The sequence below is a fragment of the Lactococcus sp. DD01 genome, assembly GCF_001578715.1.
GTDB lineage: Bacteria > Bacillota > Bacilli > Lactobacillales > Streptococcaceae > Lactococcus > Lactococcus petauri.
Genome location: NZ_KQ968939.1, coordinates 69,148 through 88,800, shown reverse-complemented (window position 1 = coordinate 88,800; position 19,653 = coordinate 69,148). Strand labels below are relative to the sequence as shown.

General features: G+C 38.5%; 18 protein-coding genes. 1 reads left to right on the top strand and 17 read right to left on the bottom strand.

What is annotated here, in order from left to right:
* Nucleotides 1-7: 7 nt before the first annotated feature.
* The 17 genes from der to LACDD01_RS00330 all read right to left on the bottom strand — a co-directional run bounded on the left by der (nt 8) and on the right by LACDD01_RS00330 (nt 18,559).
* Nucleotides 8-1,318, bottom strand: a complete 1,311-nt coding sequence (gene der, locus LACDD01_RS00410) for a ribosome biogenesis GTPase Der (protein ID WP_004256153.1) — start codon at nt 1,316-1,318, stop codon at nt 8-10.
* Between the two features lie 182 nt (nt 1,319-1,500).
* Nucleotides 1,501-2,526, bottom strand: a complete 1,026-nt coding sequence (locus LACDD01_RS00405) for an AI-2E family transporter (RefSeq protein ID WP_003134234.1) — start codon at nt 2,524-2,526, stop codon at nt 1,501-1,503.
* Nucleotides 2,527-2,644: 118 nt separating this feature from the next.
* Nucleotides 2,645-4,204: a signal recognition particle protein gene (ffh, locus tag LACDD01_RS00400; protein WP_061412527.1), complete on the bottom strand. Its 1,560-nt coding sequence runs from the start codon at nt 4,202-4,204 to the stop codon at nt 2,645-2,647.
* 89 nt (nt 4,205-4,293) lie between these two features.
* Nucleotides 4,294-4,947: a potassium channel family protein gene (locus LACDD01_RS00395; RefSeq protein WP_061412524.1), complete on the bottom strand. Its 654-nt coding sequence runs from the start codon at nt 4,945-4,947 to the stop codon at nt 4,294-4,296.
* Nucleotide 4,948: 1 nt separating this feature from the next.
* The gene (locus tag LACDD01_RS00390) at nt 4,949-6,319 is read right to left on the bottom strand and encodes a TrkH family potassium uptake protein (RefSeq protein WP_231863328.1); all 1,371 of its coding nucleotides are present in this window, start codon (nt 6,317-6,319) and stop codon (nt 4,949-4,951) included.
* A gap of 82 nt (nt 6,320-6,401) precedes the next feature.
* Nucleotides 6,402-8,138 carry a ribonuclease J gene (locus LACDD01_RS00385; protein ID WP_061412521.1) on the bottom strand — a complete coding sequence of 579 codons (1,737 nt, stop codon included), beginning with the start codon at nt 8,136-8,138 and terminating at the stop codon, nt 6,402-6,404.
* A gap of 119 nt (nt 8,139-8,257) precedes the next feature.
* Nucleotides 8,258-8,659, bottom strand: coding sequence for a hypothetical protein (locus LACDD01_RS00380; RefSeq protein WP_061412519.1), 402 nt, complete (start codon nt 8,657-8,659; stop codon nt 8,258-8,260).
* Between the two features lie 24 nt (nt 8,660-8,683).
* Entirely contained in the window at nt 8,684-9,586 is a 903-nt protein-coding gene (locus tag LACDD01_RS00375) for an alpha/beta hydrolase (RefSeq protein ID WP_231863327.1), read from the bottom strand.
* A gap of 85 nt (nt 9,587-9,671) precedes the next feature.
* On the bottom strand, nt 9,672-10,763 hold the full coding sequence (locus LACDD01_RS00370) for a WxL domain-containing protein (RefSeq protein WP_061412517.1): 1,092 nt from the start codon (nt 10,761-10,763) through the stop codon (nt 9,672-9,674).
* Nucleotides 10,764-10,796: 33 nt separating this feature from the next.
* The gene (locus LACDD01_RS00365; protein WP_061412515.1) at nt 10,797-12,824 is read right to left on the bottom strand and encodes a hypothetical protein; all 2,028 of its coding nucleotides are present in this window, start codon (nt 12,822-12,824) and stop codon (nt 10,797-10,799) included.
* A gap of 12 nt (nt 12,825-12,836) precedes the next feature.
* A complete protein-coding gene (locus LACDD01_RS00360) occupies nt 12,837-13,406 on the bottom strand; it encodes a hypothetical protein (RefSeq protein ID WP_061412513.1) in 570 nt (189 codons plus the stop codon).
* The gene (locus LACDD01_RS00355) at nt 13,403-14,431 is read right to left on the bottom strand and encodes a WxL protein peptidoglycan domain-containing protein (protein ID WP_061412511.1); all 1,029 of its coding nucleotides are present in this window, start codon (nt 14,429-14,431) and stop codon (nt 13,403-13,405) included. Before LACDD01_RS00355 ends, LACDD01_RS00360 begins: the two co-directional genes overlap by 4 nt.
* 63 nt (nt 14,432-14,494) lie before the next feature.
* Nucleotides 14,495-15,625 carry a DUF916 and DUF3324 domain-containing protein gene (locus LACDD01_RS00350; RefSeq protein ID WP_061412509.1) on the bottom strand — a complete coding sequence of 377 codons (1,131 nt, stop codon included), beginning with the start codon at nt 15,623-15,625 and terminating at the stop codon, nt 14,495-14,497.
* 189 nt (nt 15,626-15,814) lie between these two features.
* Nucleotides 15,815-16,528, bottom strand: coding sequence for a WxL domain-containing protein (locus tag LACDD01_RS00345; RefSeq protein WP_061412506.1), 714 nt, complete (start codon nt 16,526-16,528; stop codon nt 15,815-15,817).
* Between the two features lie 36 nt (nt 16,529-16,564).
* Nucleotides 16,565-17,350 (bottom strand): WxL domain-containing protein, encoded by a 786-nt coding sequence (locus LACDD01_RS00340; RefSeq protein ID WP_061412503.1) that lies wholly within the window; start codon nt 17,348-17,350, stop codon nt 16,565-16,567.
* Between the two features lie 26 nt (nt 17,351-17,376).
* Complete coding sequence (locus LACDD01_RS00335) at nt 17,377-18,198, bottom strand: WxL domain-containing protein (RefSeq protein WP_061412500.1); 822 nt, start codon at nt 18,196-18,198, stop codon at nt 17,377-17,379.
* Nucleotides 18,199-18,223: 25 nt separating this feature from the next.
* A complete protein-coding gene (locus LACDD01_RS00330) occupies nt 18,224-18,559 on the bottom strand; it encodes a hypothetical protein (RefSeq protein ID WP_019293368.1) in 336 nt (111 codons plus the stop codon).
* A 287-nt stretch (nt 18,560-18,846) separates the two neighbouring features.
* On the opposite strand from LACDD01_RS00330, the gene LACDD01_RS00325 reads away from it, so the two are divergent.
* Complete coding sequence (locus tag LACDD01_RS00325; RefSeq protein ID WP_231863325.1) at nt 18,847-19,626, top strand: class A sortase; 780 nt, start codon at nt 18,847-18,849, stop codon at nt 19,624-19,626.
* Nucleotides 19,627-19,653: the final 27 nt, after the last annotated feature.

The window sequence follows — 19,653 nt, the reverse complement described above, 5'->3', positions numbered from 1 at the left end:
CTTTTTATTATTTACGTTTACGTGCAATCAAATGAATTGGTGTACCTTCAAAGACAAAGGCTTTACGGATTTGATTTTCTAAGAAGCGCATATAAGAGAAATGCATCAGTTCCTCTTCATTAACGAAGACCACAAATGTTGGTGGTTTAACAGCAACTTGGGTTGCATAGAAAATCTTCAAACGTTTCCCTTTATCTGTCGGTGTTGGATTAATTGCTACTGCATCCATAATAACATCATTCAAGACAGAACTTGAAATACGAAGGTTTTGTGAATGATGAATTTCCTTAATCATATCTGGAAGCTTATGAAGACGTTGACCTGTTTTAGCCGAAACATAAACAATCGGTGCATAATCAAGGAATTTAAATTTCCAACGAATATCGTCTTCGAATTTTTTCATAGTGTAATTGTCTTTTTCAAGTGTATCCCACTTGTTTACTACGAGAAGAATTCCCTTACCTGCATCATGAGCGAAGCCAGCAATCCGCATATCGTATTCACGAATTCCCTCTTCTGCATTGATGACCATAAGCACAATGTCGCTCCGATCAATAGCACGCATAGCACGCATTACAGAATATTTTTCTGTATTTTCGTAGATTTTCCCAGATTTACGCATCCCTGCTGTATCAATCATGAGGAATTCTTGCCCTTCTGCATCAGTAAAGCTTGTATCAATCGCATCACGTGTCGTACCTGCGACAGGGCTGGCAATGACACGATCTTCTCCGAGAATAGCGTTAATCAAACTTGATTTACCAACGTTTGGACGACCAATCAAACTAAATTTGATGACATCTGGATTTTCTTCTTCTGTTTCTGTTGGCAGGTTTTCAATGATTGCATCAAGAACGTCCCCTGTCCCTAAGCCGTGTACAGCAGATACAGGATAAGGTTCTCCCAGACCAAGTGAATAGAAGTCGAAGATTTCCATTCGGCGCTCAGGGTTATCTACTTTATTGACAACGAGGATAACTGGTTTATCTGTACGGTAGAGAATTTGTGCTACATGTTCATCAGCATCAGTAATTCCTGTTTCTCCATCCACAACAGCTACGATAACATCCGCTTCTTCCATCGCTATCTCTGCTTGGGCACGGATTTGTGTCATGAAGGGCTCATCCGAAAGTTCAATCCCTCCGGTATCAATAAGCGAGAATTTTTTGTTCAACCATTCGCCTGTGGCATAAATACGGTCACGTGTTACTCCAGGAATATCTTCAACAATCGAGATACGTTCTCCAGCAATACGGTTAAAAATCGTCGATTTTCCGACATTTGGTCGGCCGACAATGGCTACTGTAGGTAGTGTCATTTATTTTTTATCCTTTTCTTATCAGTAATATCAGTAATAAGTTTACTTCTCTTATTCCTCATCTTCTTCTTTTCATCTAAAAAAGAAAAAGTATGCATTGTAATTATAACATTTTACTGGCTATTTTTATAGCTCTGCCTTTTCAGATTAAAAGTGAGCTCGGAATTCTTGCTCACTTTTGATTATTTTTTAAGTTTTTTAAAGGGAATCTCCTTCACACCGAGAAGATCTAGGGCAAAGTTAAAGATTGGAATTCCCACAATAAGGCCCCAAACACCGAAGAAATGTTCTCCTAAGAAAAGAATCACGAAAGTGTAAAACATAGGCAGTTTTGTCTTATGGGCCATCAGATGCGGGTTGAGGACATAAGACTCAAGAGCATGGATTAAAGCAACCATCAGTAACACAAAGATGACATCCCTAATCCCGCCGATAGAATAACCGATGATGGATAAAGGAATACAAGAGACAAGTACACCAGCAACGGGAACAAGGCTCAGTAAGAAAATCATTACGCCCAAACTCAATAACTCTGGAAAGCCCATGAAGCTTAACGCAATAAGTGTCAAAGCGGTATTAACGAGAGCAATAATAAATTGCGTTTCCAAGACAACACCAAAGCCTGTAAAGAATTTGCTTGCCAGATAATAGACGTCTTCAAAGAACCACGCAAAGTCACTTTCCAAGAAAAGAGCTGAGAATTTATTGGTTTCTTTACGATCAATAGTGAAGAAGAAACTCATTAAGAAAGCGAAAACGACAATGAGTAACCCTTTCCCAAAGCTGGTTACATAATCAACCAAAGTCCCCAAACTGCTTTGCAGTTTATCTGCCAAGTTGTATTCTTTAAAAAGATTATATATCGAATCCATCAGCGCACTCTCGCCATTGCTGTTGTTCTGGTAAAACTTACTTACTGCATTGATGAGGTGCGTGAGCTGATTGACCAATACGGGAATATATTCCGTAATGCCTAAGTAGATTAAAAAAAGAATGACACCATATAGGATAAAACCACTTATTTTACCAGGAAGTTTTATTTTTCGCTCGATAAAGCTGACAAAACGATAGGCGAGGTAGCTGAAGACGAAAGTCAAGAGCATCAGTGGGAGAATGCTTCGTACAAAATAGAGTACAGCAATGAGAAACGCCAAAACGACCCATCTTCTAAGTTTTTCATTTTTTATAAAATTTTGGTAGTATTCCATTAATTCCCATCCTTCAATTTTTATAGATTAAAAAATTGTATTTTCACATTTTCAAGCTTCTAAATTATATCATGTTTAGCATGCAAAAAGATACATCTTAAGATGTATCTTTTATATTTTATTTCTTTTTGCCTTTTTTCATTTTTTTCTGCGCCCGTTTCATGGCTTGTTTCATGGCAAATTGTGTAGCTTTCCCTTTGAGGCCACCACCGAACATGGAGCTCATATCAGGTGTTCCGGAAGATGCTCCTCCTCCTCCCATAAGACCTTGCAAGTCTCCTAGAGAGGACATATCTGGCATGCCTCCAGGCATATTTTTCATGTTTGGCATTTTACCACCAGCGCCGCCCATCATTTGCTGCATCATTGAATTCATGTCGCCGTTCATAATGCCTTGCATCATGTCTTTAGACTGATTGAATTGCTTGATGAACTTGTTAACCTCGATAAAACTATTTCCTGATCCAGCAGCAATACGTCGACGACGAGCGGGTGAAAGTTCAACTTCCAATTGACGCTCAGCTGGTGTCATAGATAGCACAATAGCACGTTTACGTGCAATGTCTTTCGGATCAACCTTAACATTTTCAATTCCTGGCATTTGTGACATGCCTGGAATCATCTTCATAATGTCTTCCATTGGTCCCATGTTTGTCACTTGGTCAAGCTGTTCCACAAAGTCGCTGTAATCAAAACGGTTTTCCGCCATCTTTTCAGCCATCTTCATCGATTGCTCTTCATCAAACTGCGCTTGAGCCTTTTCAATCAAGGTCAACATGTCCCCCATACCGAGGATACGAGAGCTCATACGATCAGGATAGAAAGTTTCCAAGTCGGTCAGTTTCTCACCTGTACCAGTAAATTTGATGGGTTTACCTGTAATTTCTCGAATAGATAAAGCCGCACCACCACGGGTATCACCATCAAGTTTGGTAATGATAACACCACTAATATCTAATTTTTCATCAAAAGTTTTTGCTACTTGAGCAGCAACTTGACCTGTCATGGCATCAACAACCAACAGAATTTCCGTTGGTTGTGCGAGAGCTTTAATCTCTTGCAACTCGTTCATGAGTTTATCATCAATTTCGAGACGACCTGCCGTATCAATCAAGACATAGTCTTTACGCTCTTCACGAGCTTGAGCAAGACCGTTTTTAACAATATTTACCGGACTTTCAGCTGTTCCTTCATCATAAACAGGAATATCAAGCTGTTCACCTAATGTTTTTAATTGATCAATCGCAGCTGGACGATAAACGTCAGCCGCAATCATCATTGGGCGTGCATTTTGTTCTTCTTTAAGTTTTTTAGCAAGTTTACCAGCAAAGGTTGTTTTACCTGCCCCTTGCAAACCAACCATCATGATGATTGTTGGAATTTTAGGTGATTTGAGCAGCTCAGCTTCGCCGCCACCCAAAATCGCAGTCAATTCTTCGTTAACAATCGAAATAATTTGTTGCGCAGGATTCAGTGCTTCTGAGACTTCCGTCCCAATCGCACGTTCGCGAATTGCTTTGATAAACTTTTTCACTACAGGAAGAGCAACGTCGGCTTCAAGAAGGGCCACACGTATTTCTTTCGTAATTTCTGTTACATCTTGTTCTGTAATTTTCTTTTTGCCACGCAAATTTTTAAAGACATTTTGCAAACGTTCAGTTAAATTTTCAAAAGCCATATTTATATTCCAGTTCTATTATTTTATTCAGATAGTTTTATTATACCATATTCTGTCGAGGCTTAAATCCACCAGAAGTTGGAAAAATTCTAATTTTGTTCAGAAAGTTTTTGGATATCTTCAGGACGACCAATGACAAAGAGTGAATCCCCAATCATGAGTCGAGTGTATCCTGAGGCTATTTCAACTTTTCCATTAATATGCTTAACATAGCTGATGTTTAAGTCGTAATGATTAAAATCATCAATTTCAGAAATAACCCGATTATTCATTTTACGTGAACATACTTTTACTTCTGCGAACTCAATATTATCAGCAATGTCCACGACATTACTGATATTCTCAAAGATTAAACTTTCAGCAATCTTCCGTCCCATTTCTACCTCAGGAAGAACCACACGATCAGCGCCAATTTTTTCCAAAAGACGATAATGATTTTTATCTACAGCCTTGGTTATTACTTGAGGCACTCCAGCATCTTTTGCCAGCATAGTAACTAGCACAGAAGACTGGATGTCTTCACCTATTGCTACAATAGCAACGTCAAAATCTTGAATGCCTATCTCGTCCAAGACACGCTCATCTTTTGCATCGGCAATGATGGCATTAGGAACCATATCCTTAAAAAGATTGACACGATCTTCGTTCTGGTCAATCACGAGCAAATCTGCTTCCGTTTCGGCGATTGTTTTCGCAACCGCTGAGCCAAAACGTCCCAGACCTATAACAACAAATGATTTCATATTAACCTACCATTACCTTTTCTTCAGGGTATTTATAAAGCGACTCATGACTGTCTTTGGCATTTAGAGAATAAATAATCGTAAAAACACCAACGCGTCCGATAAACATAAGAATTCCTACAATAATTTTACCTGGGATATTGAGTCCTGGAGTTACTCCCATACTTAAACCCACGGTCGATAGTGCAGAAATAACTTCGAACAAGAGCTGATCCACACGGAATTTTGGATTGGTTAAGAGCAAGGCAAAAGTTGCAATAACCATCATAAAGAAATAGAGAAAAACAGACTCATAAGCTTGTTTGACAACACTTTGAGGAATTGTTCTATTTTTAAAACTTGTATGTTTGTCACGTTTAATGATTGAACGAACATTGAGTGCTAGAACACCGATTGTTGTCGTTTTTAAACCGCCTGCTGTAGACCCAGATGTACCACCGATAATCATCAACATAATTGTCAAAAAGATACTGGCCTGACTAAACAGGGTGTATTCTTGAATGGAAAAGCCCGCAGTTCTCTGAGAAATCGATAAGAATAAACTCTGCATGGTAAAAATTGCTGGGTTATTACTTACACTTTCAAAATCAGAGATTAAAAAGAGTATCATGCCACCAAAGATGAGAAAAGTTGTTGTTGTTAATGCCAAACGTGTATGTAACGACAATTTTCTTTGCTTTTTGTAGTTAAGCAGGTCCATCATAACGATAAAACCTAAACTGCCGCATACAATCATCGAGGCGATGACCATTAAGACATAAGGAGAATGTTCATAAAGCATGAGCGAATTACCAAACAAATCAAAGCCGGCATTACAATAAGCCGAAATAGCATGGAACACACTGTACCATAAACCTTTAACCAATCCAAACTTTGGCACAAAAGCAAAGGACAAGAGAACACTTCCGCAAAATTGAATAAGAAAAGAAATGATTAAAACATTGATAACAACACGAACACCCGAGCTAATATCAGATAGGCTGTATGATTCTTGAATAATCAAGCGGGACTTAAGCGACATCTTCTGGTTGAGCAATAAAAAGATACTGACAACCAAAGTCATAAATCCTAATCCACCAATTTCAATCAATAAAAGTAAGATAACTTGACCAAAAAGCGACCAGTGAGCGCTTGTATCAATAACGGTTAAACCTGTAACACAGGTTGCTGATACAGCTGTAAAGAGCGCATCGACAGGATGAGTAAATTGTCCTGTTTTGGAGGAAATCGGTAAACTCAACAGTGTCCCGCCCACAATGACAAGAGTCAAAAAGGCGATAAAAATAATCTGCAAAGCTGTTAATTTTTTAAATTTTTCTGCATAAGTCGCTTGCTTACTCTCCTGTAGTTCTGTGCCCTGGGAACTTGCCATTATCAAAAAAATATAGCAAAAGACAGGTCTTTACTATATGATAATTTTTCAACGTTCTTGAACAAACCCTCTCGAAGAAGTCTTATTCAGACTTTTCAGTGGGTTTATTTGCTTTCTTTTTGTTGCTCTTGTAACGACGTGTTAATTCTTGTGGGGCACGCGCTTCCATCACGACAGGAAGAACAACTGGTTTACGACGTGTTTGGTTGTAGAGGAATTTACCAAGAGCATCACGAATAGCGCCCTTAAGTTCTGACCAATCGAAAGTTGTTCCTGCAAGATATTTTTCAACGGTTTCATTAACCAAATTTCCTGCATCTTTCATCAAATCACGTGATGTTTTGACATAGACAAAGCCACGCGTATGTACACGTGTTTGACTGATAATTTTACGGTCGCTCTTACTGATAGTGATAACAGCAATGAAAATACCGTCTTCTGACAAAACTTTACGGTCTCGTAAAACGACAGAACCAATGTCCCCAATACCTGAACCATCAATCATTACGTTTTCTGCTGGTACAACACCTGCAGGAATCATTTCGTCTTTTTTGTTGAATGAAACAGATTCCCCTTTTTTCGCAATAAAGATGTGCTCTGGAAGCATGCCCATTTCCATGGCTAATTCAGCATGTGCACGTAACTCACGGTATTCACCTTGAATAGGGATAAGATTTTTAGGTCGTAAGATATCAATCATAAATTGCAAATCACGCGCATTGGCATGACCTGAAACTTTTAAATCTCCACCCAACATCTTCATCACACCACCTGCACGATAAACGTCATTTTCAATGCGTGCCACTAATGTTTCATAAGCTACTGAAGGAGTTGTTACAGCAAACGCCACATCGCCTTCTTTGATTTTCACCCATTTGTGGCGTTTGTGTGCCATGTCACCGAGAACTTTTAAGGGTTCACCCATACGTCCTGTTTCAATGATGACAAGCTCATTATCAGCATATTTACTGATTTCATTTGGTTTAATGATTGCTTTTTTATCTTCGATTTGCAACTTCTTCAAACGTGTTGCTGTTTCGACGATTTGGTCCATATCTTGACCAGTAAAGACGATATGGCGTCCGAGCTTGATTGCTGCATCAACGACTTGTTGGATGCGCCCGAGATTCCCTGCGTTACAAGCAATGATCACACGGCCTTGTGCTTCATCAATTGTATCAAATATTTTTTCGTAGATTTCATGTTCACTTGCAGATTGAGCCGTTGACAAAGCATTTGGTGAGCTTGAAAGTAAAGCAAGGACTTTACTGCTTCCAATTTCAGCAAGGCGTCGCATGTTTGTACGATAGCCAGGCGCAACTGCTGGATCAAAACGGAAATCTCCTGTATAAACAATATTTCCGGAGTCAGTTCCAATGACAATCCCCATTGATTCTGGAATTGTATGTGTTGTTGAAAAGAAGGAAATTACAGCTTGACCAAAATCAATTTCTGTTTCTTCGTTGACCACGTGGAAATCCTTAAACTTCTTGCTGCCATCATAATTGCGCACATTAATCTTCGCAAGTTCAATCGTCAACTCACTCCCAAATACAGGAACACGTAATTCAGAAACGATATAAGGTAATGCGCCAATCGAATCGGCATGACCATGCGTCAAGAAAATCCCTGCAACACGATCAGCATTTTCAACTAAATAGTCAATGTCTGGAATAACAAAGTCAATTCCTAACATGTCACTGTCCGCATATTTCAGACCAGCATCGAGAACGAATATTTGTTCGTTCACCTCTGCTAAGTACATATTTTTACCAAATTCGCGTACACCGCCTAAGGGTGTAATTTTTATATCTGCCATTTATTTATTAATTAAAACCTTTCTTATTTCGTAATAAAAGGGATTGGCATTCCAATCCCTACCGAGAATACTTACTATAAGTATAACTCAAAGCAAGCAAAAAATCAATCAAATATTCGTCAATCCCTCATATCATGCGGTTTATCGTTACTTAACATTTTTAAGCTTTCCCGTATATCTTCTTCGTATTTTGCGAAAAACTTTTGATTTTTAATCCGAAAACAACCTCGTCCTATAACTGACTTTGGAAATCGCTCCTGTAAAGTCACATTACTTCCATAAAAATAGAGCGCAACATAATTTTTTTGAGCAGAAATATTAAGTATACCAGCTTCTTCGTATCCTGGACTTGGATGAGGATTTGCTCCCAAAGCGAGAGCGGAAAAAGTTCTTCCATTATCAAAATAACGCAAGTTTTCATCTGGAAACACTGTCTTAACCAACTGCGTAACTTGTCTTAAAAGTTGTGGATTAGGCGACTGTGCTATGTAGTCCTCTATTTCCTCTGCGCTTATGTACATCACACCTCCTCGATTTTCTTTCACTTAAAAATAAGTCTTTAAAAAGTTTGCTACTACTTCGCGATATTTTTCTTTATCTATTTCGTAAGACCGCACATGTCGACCACCTTCTGCAATATAGATTTCCTTTGGCCCTTTCGTTGCTTCATAGTTTCGGTGCACCATTTCCATGGGAACAAAAGTATCCTGATCTCCGTGGATAAAGAGGAACGGCTTCGTATTTTTATTTAATTGCGTAATTGACGAGGCTTCCTTCCAATCGTATCCCGCAAAAAGTTTAGACCAAAAAGAAAGGAGGTGAATCAGCGGAAATTGTGGCAAATGATAATCATGCTTTGCTTTATGGGCCAACTCGTTCCAAACCGTATCATAACCACAGTCTTCAATAAAACACTTAACATGTTCAGGCAAGTCTTCCCCCGAAAGCATCATTGTTGCAGAGGCTCCCATCGAAATACCAAACATTGCGATTTCACTTTTAGGATTTTTCTCAATAATCTGTTTAATCCAGCCTAGGTTATCTTTACGGTCTAACCAGCCAAAACCAATGAATTTTCCTGGACTTTTTGCACCTGCACGATAATCCGGCATGAGGACATTGTAGCCCAGTTCATGAAAGAGCCAACCAAAAGCACCATATCTGTCTCGGACAGATTTATACCCGTTAGCCAACAAAATAGTCTTATCTGTCGGATTTGTCGCTGGTAAATACCAGGCCTTAAGCGTTAAATTATCGTGTGTCTGTAAACACCATTCTTCTTTTTTGGCTTGCATAAAAGCATACCATTCGGGATAAAGAGGATCATTGCTTTGGGGTTGTTGAATCCAAATGCTACGATTTTTATTTTCAATAAATATAAACAGACCAAAGCTAACAATAAGAACTAAAAAAATGAGAGCCAACACTAGTATTAAAAAAGTTAACATGAGCCTATTATAACACGTCTTGCGTAACAACTTTACTTGTTTTCTTCTCCATAAAAAAAAGAGATTTAAAATCTCCTTTTTCCTTCTATTTATTACCTGGAACATCAGACAATGTCCATGTCAGTTCTCCTTGATATTTTGCTGCATATTGTTGGGTCACAGGTACATCAAGATAGAGCCCTTTTTTCGTTGTACTTCCCCAATTTTGGCTGAGATTAAAGGTTCCACCATTCGTGCCACTTGGCTGACTTTGTACTTGAGCATTACTTGATGAAAGTACGGTATGGTTGCTGCCATCAGCACTAAAGAATAAAGTCCCAGCTAGTGAATGACCACCAGTAATTGGTGTACCCGTAGCATCAACTTCGACTAAGGGCTGACTTTCTTTTACAAACATTGTCCATCCTGTATTCTTGCTGCTTTGTCTTGTATCGGTAACTACAAGATCCTGATCATAGGCAGGAAAATCAACCACATTATTATTTTTAACTTTTAGCTGTCCAAAATCCATTGTAGATGGTGCACTAGTAAAATTTAGACTCCCTGTAAAGATAGATATGGCAACAGTTTTGGAAATGCTTTTATCTGAGCTCGAAAAATTGTAAGTCACATCGATATTGTCATTAGATTGAGCATTCTTCAAGGCCGTAAAATATGCAGCAGAATCCTCTAAAGCTGCTGAACTAACTGTTCCGTCAGAATGATAAGCTTTTGCTTGCGTATAATAATCAAGTGTTGTCTGATCACTGTTAGCTCCAATCGTATTAGCGATATCCTGCCCTAAAGTTACCGGGTATGCCTTGATCGCTTTCTGACGATCAGAGGAGATGATTGCATCATCAGAAACAACGACAAGATGCGCTTGTGCTGTTTCATTTGTCGTTGACCACGTAACTGGAATGTCAATATAATCTTTACCATTTAGCCCGCCATTGGCAGTCGCTAAAGTATTTCCGTCAAGCTTTAGGCCTGTTAAGTCTTGCCCCTTTACTTCCATCAAAGATTGAAGTTGGCTTTCAGTGAGCGTTTTTGCCATACTTTCTGAGAGAATAATATTTCCTGCTGTAAGCTTTTGAGTAATCGTTATTGTTGCCTTAGGTGCAATAACTGGCACTGCTGCTGATACCCTATTAACTGCAAGCATACTTGGAAGAGCAACAGACAGAACTGCGCCCATTATAAAAAATCGTTTCATTTTTCTCCTCTCCTCCTATGCTGGTCCATCTGCGATGGTATATTTAAAGATACCAGATGGTGTTCCTGTTTGTGTCAGTAGTGTATTTTTAGCTTTAATTTTTATTCCCGAAGTTTGTGGAGCAGTCAATGTGTAATTTTGCCCTGCATTCGCCATTGAAATAAAAGAAGGTAAACTTGTATCTGAAGTTACTGAGGCGATAGACACAGCCAAGCCCGTACCTAAAGTTTTGTTATCAGCTGGGTTGGCAGGATTACTCCAATAATAGTCGATATTATCTGCAAAATTATTTTGCATCATTGTTACCGAAAGATTAAAGTTTGGCGCTTGTCCTCGATCATCCCCTACTACCAATGTTTGTGTCTCATTTCCATTGATTAAATTTGACCAAGAGCTATCAGCTGGTGTACCATTGCTATCATTTGGATTTAAAGAGATATTAAAACTTCTTGCCATGGATGATTTAGCTGCATCCATCCAGAAGCCTATTGGCTGATACCAAGATATATATTTGGCAGTTTTCATCCCTGTTAAATCGGCGCTAGAATAATTATTAGGTACCAAATTAGAACTGGCATTAGCACCTAAGCCAGTAATTGTTCCTGTGTTTTGTCTGTACCAGATATCACCCGTACTTAGGTTATTTTGGTTAGGTGTAACCAGATCTGGGAGACTTGCATCAAATACAGCTGCTGTAGTTGATGTATGAGTCCTTAATCCATTTCCTGCTATCGTTATAGGAAAATTGTTACTCGAATTCACAGTCGGATCAAAAACTGATCCTCCTAGGGTATTTAGGGTCACTACTTTAGGATCATCTAACGTTATACCACTGCCAGTTCCAGGATTTCCATAAACTAGACTACCAGAAGTTTTTAAATTGTTCAAAAGTAAAGTTGCATTTTGACCAACATTCCATTTGACAACACCGGTCCCTGTAAAACCATTAACATTAATGCGGCCACCACCCGTTGTTACGGCCAATCTCCCGTTATTGCCGATATTTACCGTCCAAGAATTATTAGCAACAGCGTAGAACCACCCACCACTATACCTTGCAGCAGTAGCAGCTGTCCCTTTTATATCGAAAGCAGCATTATTACCAATGTCCCACACCATTGGACCACTGTTCCCGTCATCATAATACATACAATAAGTATCGTTTAAATTCCAAACAAGTTGGGCACTATCATCCACTTTCATGGTATGTGAGTTATTATAATATGTATAATAAGGTTGATCAAATCCCCAGTTTTGGTTTAGGGTTGTCGTTCCCGTGACAACTTCAACCCATTTTCCACCTTGAATCCATTCACCTTGGTTATCAGCTCCCGTTAGTCCTACTGAAGTCATATTATTATCTTGTTGAATATTAAAAGTATTGGTTCCATAGAACAGTATTTTTCCATTGTCATTTCGGATTGGTTGAGCTGCTGCGCGTGGTGCTCCATTTGTAACTGTCACATCTTCATAAACAAAGGTTGGAGCGGATCCTCCTGTACCGACTGATTGAAATATACCACCGGTAATATTGTTGGTTATACTGGCATTTTTAACTGCTAAGGTTGTAGAACTACTTACACCAGCATTAGGGACACGAAATGGGCCGCGAATAGTTCCTCCACCAGCACCTGATCCTGAGCCCGCTGTTGTATAATTTGTATCAGTGTCTAAATAGAGCATATGACCATTACCATTAATAGATAGACTTTTACCTTCAACAATTGAAACTCCATTATTTGTATTGGTTGTACTTGAATAACCGGTACCGCCAATGCTTGTATCACCTGCTACATCCCCAACAACATCAAAATAAATCGTATTATTGGAAGCAGCCGTTGGAGTGACAGACTGATAGGTGTCCAGCATGTCCTTCCAGCTATTCGTACTGTAATATGTTGCACCTGCCGTCCCTGTAACTGCACCAGAAGTATCCACATTGCCCGTCAATACTGCCGCGTCTGCCTTTTCTCCTACTACTGTTAAGGTCAAAAGCGTACCCGCTATCAAGAGTGGAGTGATATATTTTTTATTTATTTTCATAAAATTATTTCCTTATAAACCTTGTACGAGTGTATTAGTAAGCGTAGCTTGGTAAGCACCGGGTTTTATGGTTTGAGTTGGATCCAACTGAATTTCAGCAGTTGCAGCTCCACTGCTTTGGTTTCCTTGAGCATTTGTTTGCCCCGTCAAAACACGTCCTGCTTGTCCCAAAATGTTGACCGCATTACTCCCTTTTATCGTACCTGAAGCATTGTCAGCAACAGTAATTTTGAAGAATTTTAGTGGTAACGTTGTTGCTTGACCATCAATAGTTCCTGTGAAATCACTAATTTTCTGTTGCAAATTATATCCGTTTGCATTCCCCGTGATATTAACTATATTATAAGGAACTGTACCTCCTGTCGTTATAGAACCTTTTGTAGAAGCTTCCGTATTTGCAAAGTTAAAGTCTGGAGCTTGTGTAAGGTAGAGATTATCAGTTGTGGGTGCAGTAACAGTAATATAGGTATTTGCAGTGCCATTATCCTTATCTATCTCTGTATCTGCCTTAGTACTGTGTTGTTGCCAAATAGCACTAGCCATCAAGGACATTAGGATGAGGATTCTCATTTTCCCTTTCATTTTTTTACCTTTCTTTTCTTTGTTACATAAATTATTATTCCTGCTCCTCCTATTACTAAAGCAGCTAGACTAAGCATTATTAATGGAAAGCTTTTATTTTTTTGCGGTGTAAGCTCTGATGTAACCTGGACCTTTCCTTTATCGTCAACTTTGAGAAGGTAGGTCTCCTTTAAAGTTTTATCTTCTTTGGTCGCCTTGATACTCAGTTCATACTCATTCCCTTTTTTTAATTCTTTTTTTACATTTAGCGGTAAGTCAATTTTGGCATAGGGAACAATTGTTCCTGAGCTATAATCTAAACTTGAGTATAATATGCCTTTTTGATCTTTTATCGTTGCCTGAAGTTTTGTTTTTTCTTGCAGAGTATCTTTGTAATTTTGAAGCCGAATAGACTGTTCATCCGTTTTCAAATCAGCTGCAGATAAGGAAACTGAAAAGGAATCGTCTTGCCTGCCCGATTGAAGAATCAACGCAAAAGCTGAGCTATAAATATTCACTAAGCTTTGCCCTTTCTCTTCCTCTGTGGCCCGGCGGGTAACATTGATTCCTCCTATCGAAATATTGTTCTTCCAAGAATCAGGAATCTTAATTTTGATTGGTATTTTCTTAGATTCTCCCGCTTGTAAAACAATGGTTTTACTGCCAGGTTTCTTACTATCACCAATGAATACATTATTATAAAAATCGAACAGTTTCGTACTAGAGAGATACTTATGAGCTTCCTCTTTTTTTAAACTATAGTCTATCACGAAGTTCGGATTGGTAACAGCTTGATTTGAAGTAATGTCAAAAGTATTTTTCTGCTTGCCATTATTTATCTGAATTTCTAAATTAATTTCTTCGCCAGGTTGGACATCAAGCCACCAGTAGCCTGTCTTATCATTTGTCTGGTGTTTTTCAAGTATCGGGCGGGCAGAAAAATCTGCACCACCAATATCTTGAGCAAGGACATTTTTTCCACTTGTTATCACGCACAGAAATATTACAAAAAATAAAAGTGAATGTGTGATGATTTTTTTTTGCATTTATTTCACCTCTCTTCTTACATCCCAGCTAGACTATCAAGCATCAAAAACTGCCAATATTTTTTAGTTATTATTTTCTTTTTCATTTAATTTTTGCTCAAGCTCAGCAATACGAGCTGCTTTTTCGTCTTCTTCTTTTTTACGACGTTTCCAAAGGATAAAGAAGAGGATAAAGATCAAAAGTAAGAGAATCAAGGCAAGGATTAACCATTTCATCCAAGAATTATCTTCTTTTATGGTCACATCTTTTTTATTAAGCTCACGCGCTTTGTCTGCTGCGATTTCGAAATCTTTTGTGAAAGTCCATTCATATCTATATCTTGTTTCATTTCCTTTATCGTCTTTAACAAGATATTTGCCGTTCTCGTCTTTTTGACCATGTACCAGCATTTTGATTTGATATTTTCCTGCTTGTAATTTCTCACCATTTAGAGAAATAGGATAGTCAAAGTTAGAATTTGGCGCCATCTGCATCATTTCTTTGCTTGATTTATACTCAATCTTCGGATTATCCAGTCCCTTAACAGTTGCGGATAACTGCATTTGATTGAGATAGCCCATTGTTGGGTTTTGCAAGTTAGCATTGATGACATTACGATAGTTGACTTGATCAGGAGAAACTTTTGTCAGTTTCAAATCTGGTTTTACTTTATCTTGAGATTGACTCATTAAAAGTGCAACTACATAAGCATATTCATTTTGAATACTAATTCCCTTAGTGTCTGTTGTTTTGTCCTCACTCGACTTTTCCTTATAAGTCAATCCGCCAGCCATATAGCCTTTAAAAGCTGAATTGGGCATCTTCGCATTGATTTTTATAGTTTTAGTCGTTTTGGGAGCTAGGACAATTTCTTGATCAAGTTTGACATAGTCCTTCATATTATATTTTAATGAAGCATCGGGCTTGATTTTATTTGGCGAATATTCTACGACCCCGTTTAGATTGGTAGTTGCACTTGCTAAACCTTGCTCAACAGTAACTGTTTTGTCCGTTGAATTACTCAGTTCTACAGAAAGTGTCTGTTCTTGCCCTGGTGCCATAAGAATATCGAAATATGATGCCTTACTTGCCTGATTTTCCGGAAGAATTGCTTTCACGCTAAAGTTAAACTGATTGGCAAAAGCTGGTTTCCCAAAGGCAACCATTCCTGTTAGTGCAACTGTAAGAGCGACCCATTTTTTTAAGTTTTTCATTTTTGTATAACCTCGATTATGATATTTTGAAGATAAATAATAATTGTATAAATAATGCCTTATTTCCCTCTCTTGCGAGAGGGAAATATAATTCTTTGAAAAATTTACAATGCTGTGAGTTTCGCCTTTACTTGATATGTATCTTCCTTTTGTGCTTTCACATAAAAGCTGCTCATAAAGTTAAAGAACTTAATTTGCTGGAGTATCTGTCAATGTCCACGTTAGGGTTGATTTATAAGTATCAGCTAATTTTGTTGTTTTACCTGGGACTGCTAATGAAACAGAAGAAGCCTTAGTTGTATCATCTCCCCACACAAGTAAGTTTGTACCTGTCCCTTTACCGGCAGTAGCGCCAAGGATTGTTCCTGATGAAGTTCCAGGTGTTAAGGTTACAGAAGCTACCGATTGGTCTGCTGCTGCATCGGAAGCTGAAACAATATGACCATTTTCAAGTTTCAAAGTAGCACCACTCAATACAGAACCTGTACCTGTTTTTCCGTTTGTGAATTCTGAAGCTTGAAGAGAAAGAGACCAACCAGCAAGTGTTCCACGATTATCTGTAACTTGGACCCAGTTTGGACGTGTTGTTTTATCCGTGAGTGTTGTTGCTGCTGCAAAATATATTTTATCAGCAGAAGTGATTTCTTGCGTACCAAAATTAAAATTCGACGCATAATCAATTGAGAGAGGACCATCGGTACCAGGGTTTTTTGGGCCTTCAGGATCAACTGTAATTCCTGGGTTACCTGGATCAACTGGATCAGTTGGGCCACTTGCCGGAGTATAAGTAATTGTACTGTCAGAGCTATATACTCCGCCGTCAGCCGCAAAGACTGTTGATGCTCCAGTAGATGAAGCAATTAGAGCAAGTGCTGCGAGAGAAATAATCTTTTTAGTTTTCATTTTTATTTTTCCTTATTCTTTATTTTTGTATGATTTTCATCCATTCTGAGGAAGTTCAGAAAGAATCCAATTCAGTTGTGTGGTGTAAGAAGCCGCCTCCTTAACCGTTTTTCCCGGAACAAAAAGCTGAACATCCTTACTAAAGTTCTCTTTTACACGTTGTTCCGCTTGGTTCAGTGTATCTTGCGCTACAAGTTCACTGCCCCATCGTATAATCCATGTACCGGCACCAGCACCTTTTACGGCTGTTGCCACTACTGTTTCTTTTTCAGGAACAAGATCAAGCACTTCTTGTGCAGTTGGCGGTGTATCCTCGTTCAAGGAAACTGTTTTGGGATTCACTAAAGAAAGCATTGCGCCTTCTAAAACTGGATGTTTTGCAGCTGTATTTTCTTGGTGAAATTGGGCTACTTCTCGAACTTTTAAAGTCCATCCCGCTGTCGTTCCGCGATTATCGGTAATTTGGATATAATTTGGTGTTTCCAATGTCGAATCTGCATACTTTTGCGACTTTGCATAGTAGATTTTATCTTGAGTGGAAATATTATTAATTCCAAAATCAAACGATGAAGCATAATCTATGGATAGAGGCCCCGGTGTTCCGGGTGGAGGCGTAACTCCTCCAGGCCATACAGGAGAAACGGGCTTTCCTGGTTCTTCTGGTCCTGGACTGACAGGAGGCGTTATCTCGTTTCCAGCAACAAAACCAACTTGACCAAACGATGAGTAATTTACAGATTCAGCTGTAATACTTTCTGAAGAAATAGCGCAGACTATTGCAGCCAGAATCAAGCTTGTACTATATACGAGTTCTTTTTTCATTCTACCTGCCTTTCATCAACCAGTTTTTAGTTTCCTGGTGTATCCGAAAGTTTCCAGATAAGGTTTGTTGTATAGCCTGAAGCTTTTTTAGCTGTACTTCCCGGAACAGTTAGTGTGATTGGTGATTGAGTAGCAACGGCATCTTTTGCTGTTGCAGATGCATCGTAATCCGCTGTAGCTCCTAATGCATAGGTCCAAGTTCCCATACCTTCATTAGCCTTAGCTGACATGATTACTTGATCTGAAGTACTTAAAGCGAATGTTGAAGCATTAACATTTGAAGGCTTTGCCCCAGTAACTATTCCGTTTGATACACCTTTACTGAACTTAAGTTGTGCACCAGTCAAGTATGTTCCAAGAGGAGCGCCCGCTTCAGGTGTTGCAGTCATATCTGTACCTTTTTCTCTGAATTGTCCATCTGTCGCTACAGAGAGTGTCCATCCTGCAAAAGTCCCCCGTACATCAGTTACTTGAGCGTAGTTCGGAACAATACCACTGACCGTACCGCTTCCATCAAGAACTTTCTGTCCATGTGCATAGTAAATTTCATCTGTTGAACTAATTTTTTGTTGTCCAAATGAAAGACTTGATGCAAAGTCCAAGCTCAAACCTTTTGTTACTTCTACAGGTGGCAATACTGGAATATTTGGATCTGGGTTTTCTGGATCTACTGTTGCTCCTGGATTTTCGGGGTCCACAGGTTTTGTGCCTGTATCGCCTGTGACAAATTCTACATCTCCTGGAGTAGAATAGTTTGCATCTGCCGCAAATACTGATGTGGCAGCGATTGGAGCAATAGCCATCAAAGTAGCTAATGTGGCTGTTGATTTCAATATAATTTTGTTCATAATGTGTACGCCTACTAAAATCTTTCTAGATCTTTTTTTCTAAGTTATGTTGGTAATTATTTTTGATTATACTTCTTGTACTAAGTATGATGAGCAGTCCTCCTAGAGCAGAGAACACGAGATAGGGCAAAGAGTTTGAATCCCCAGCATTGGGAATTGTATTTCCAATTTGTCTATTTTCAGATGAAGTTAAACCGTTATTTTTATCTTGGTTATCTTTCTGTTGATCCTTAAAATCATATTCCCCGACAAAGCCGATACTGTCACGATTGCTGTATGTCACATCTTCTGCTTGAGCTTGAGCCCCCAGAGAACCTGTAACCGTCAGGAGAATAATAACACATAAAATTTTCTTTAACATTTCACCTCCAACTCTTTTAGCTTTGTTTAATTTGAGGTCATGAAGTTAGACGTCACTCACTTCAAACCACACTCTTATTTAATCACATGGCTTGTTCTTAAGTCAATCTTATTTTACTGTCTTTTTTCTTTTATATTTTTTTAACAAAAAAAAATAAAAAATAATGCTCTAATCCCTTATAAATCAAAGGATTACAACTTCTATATCTTTAAAAGAATACTGCATTCAAATTCAAAATAAAAGAGGATATTTACAAAAGATTTTCATTTTGCTATGATTAAAAAAATATGAAAGGAACAAAAATGAAGAAAAAACGTTTAAAATTATTGATTACTCTGCTCTTAATTCTAATGCTGGGCATACTTTCTATTCCTTTCTCAAAATATTTTAGTATAGCTACCCATTCTCAACTTATGAAAATAGAAACCATAAGAACAGATTTGCCAAAAGATGTAGCTGATCCTGAGCCAATTCAGGCTCCTCGCTTAAAAGATGTACTTAAAGCCTCAGTGAATCAAAACAAAAGTGCTCTCGGACAAATTGTTGCACCAAGCGTAGCCGTGAGTCAACCCATCTTTGTAGGACTTACACAAGAAAATATGGCTCAGGGAACTGTAAGCCTCTTTCCAGATCGTAACCCTGAATCCCATAGCTTGACGATTATTGGTCATCATGTACAGTACGACTCTAGTCTTCTTTTCGGAGGCATTCAAGAGCTAGAAAACGGTGCCGATGTATACGTTCGCTACTTCGATAATTATTATGCTTATAAAGTTGAGTCCAACCGTATCATTAGAGAAACTGATCTTTCAGAACTGCAAGATAAAGGCCCGAATTATCTCTACTTAATCACTTGTAACAGCGCCACCGAAACACCTTATCGTGTACTCATTACTGCTAAAAAAGTAGCTGAGTCACCCGTAAAAAAAGTCCAAGCTGCCTTCCACGAGAAGCAAAACGCTATCCAAAAAAAACAAACAAAAACTTACTGGTTGAAATTTATCCTACCACTTTTGGTTGTTCTAATACTTGCTCTAGTCTTTCTTATTTATATCTGGAGACTATGACAAATAATAAATAAAAAAATCACCTGA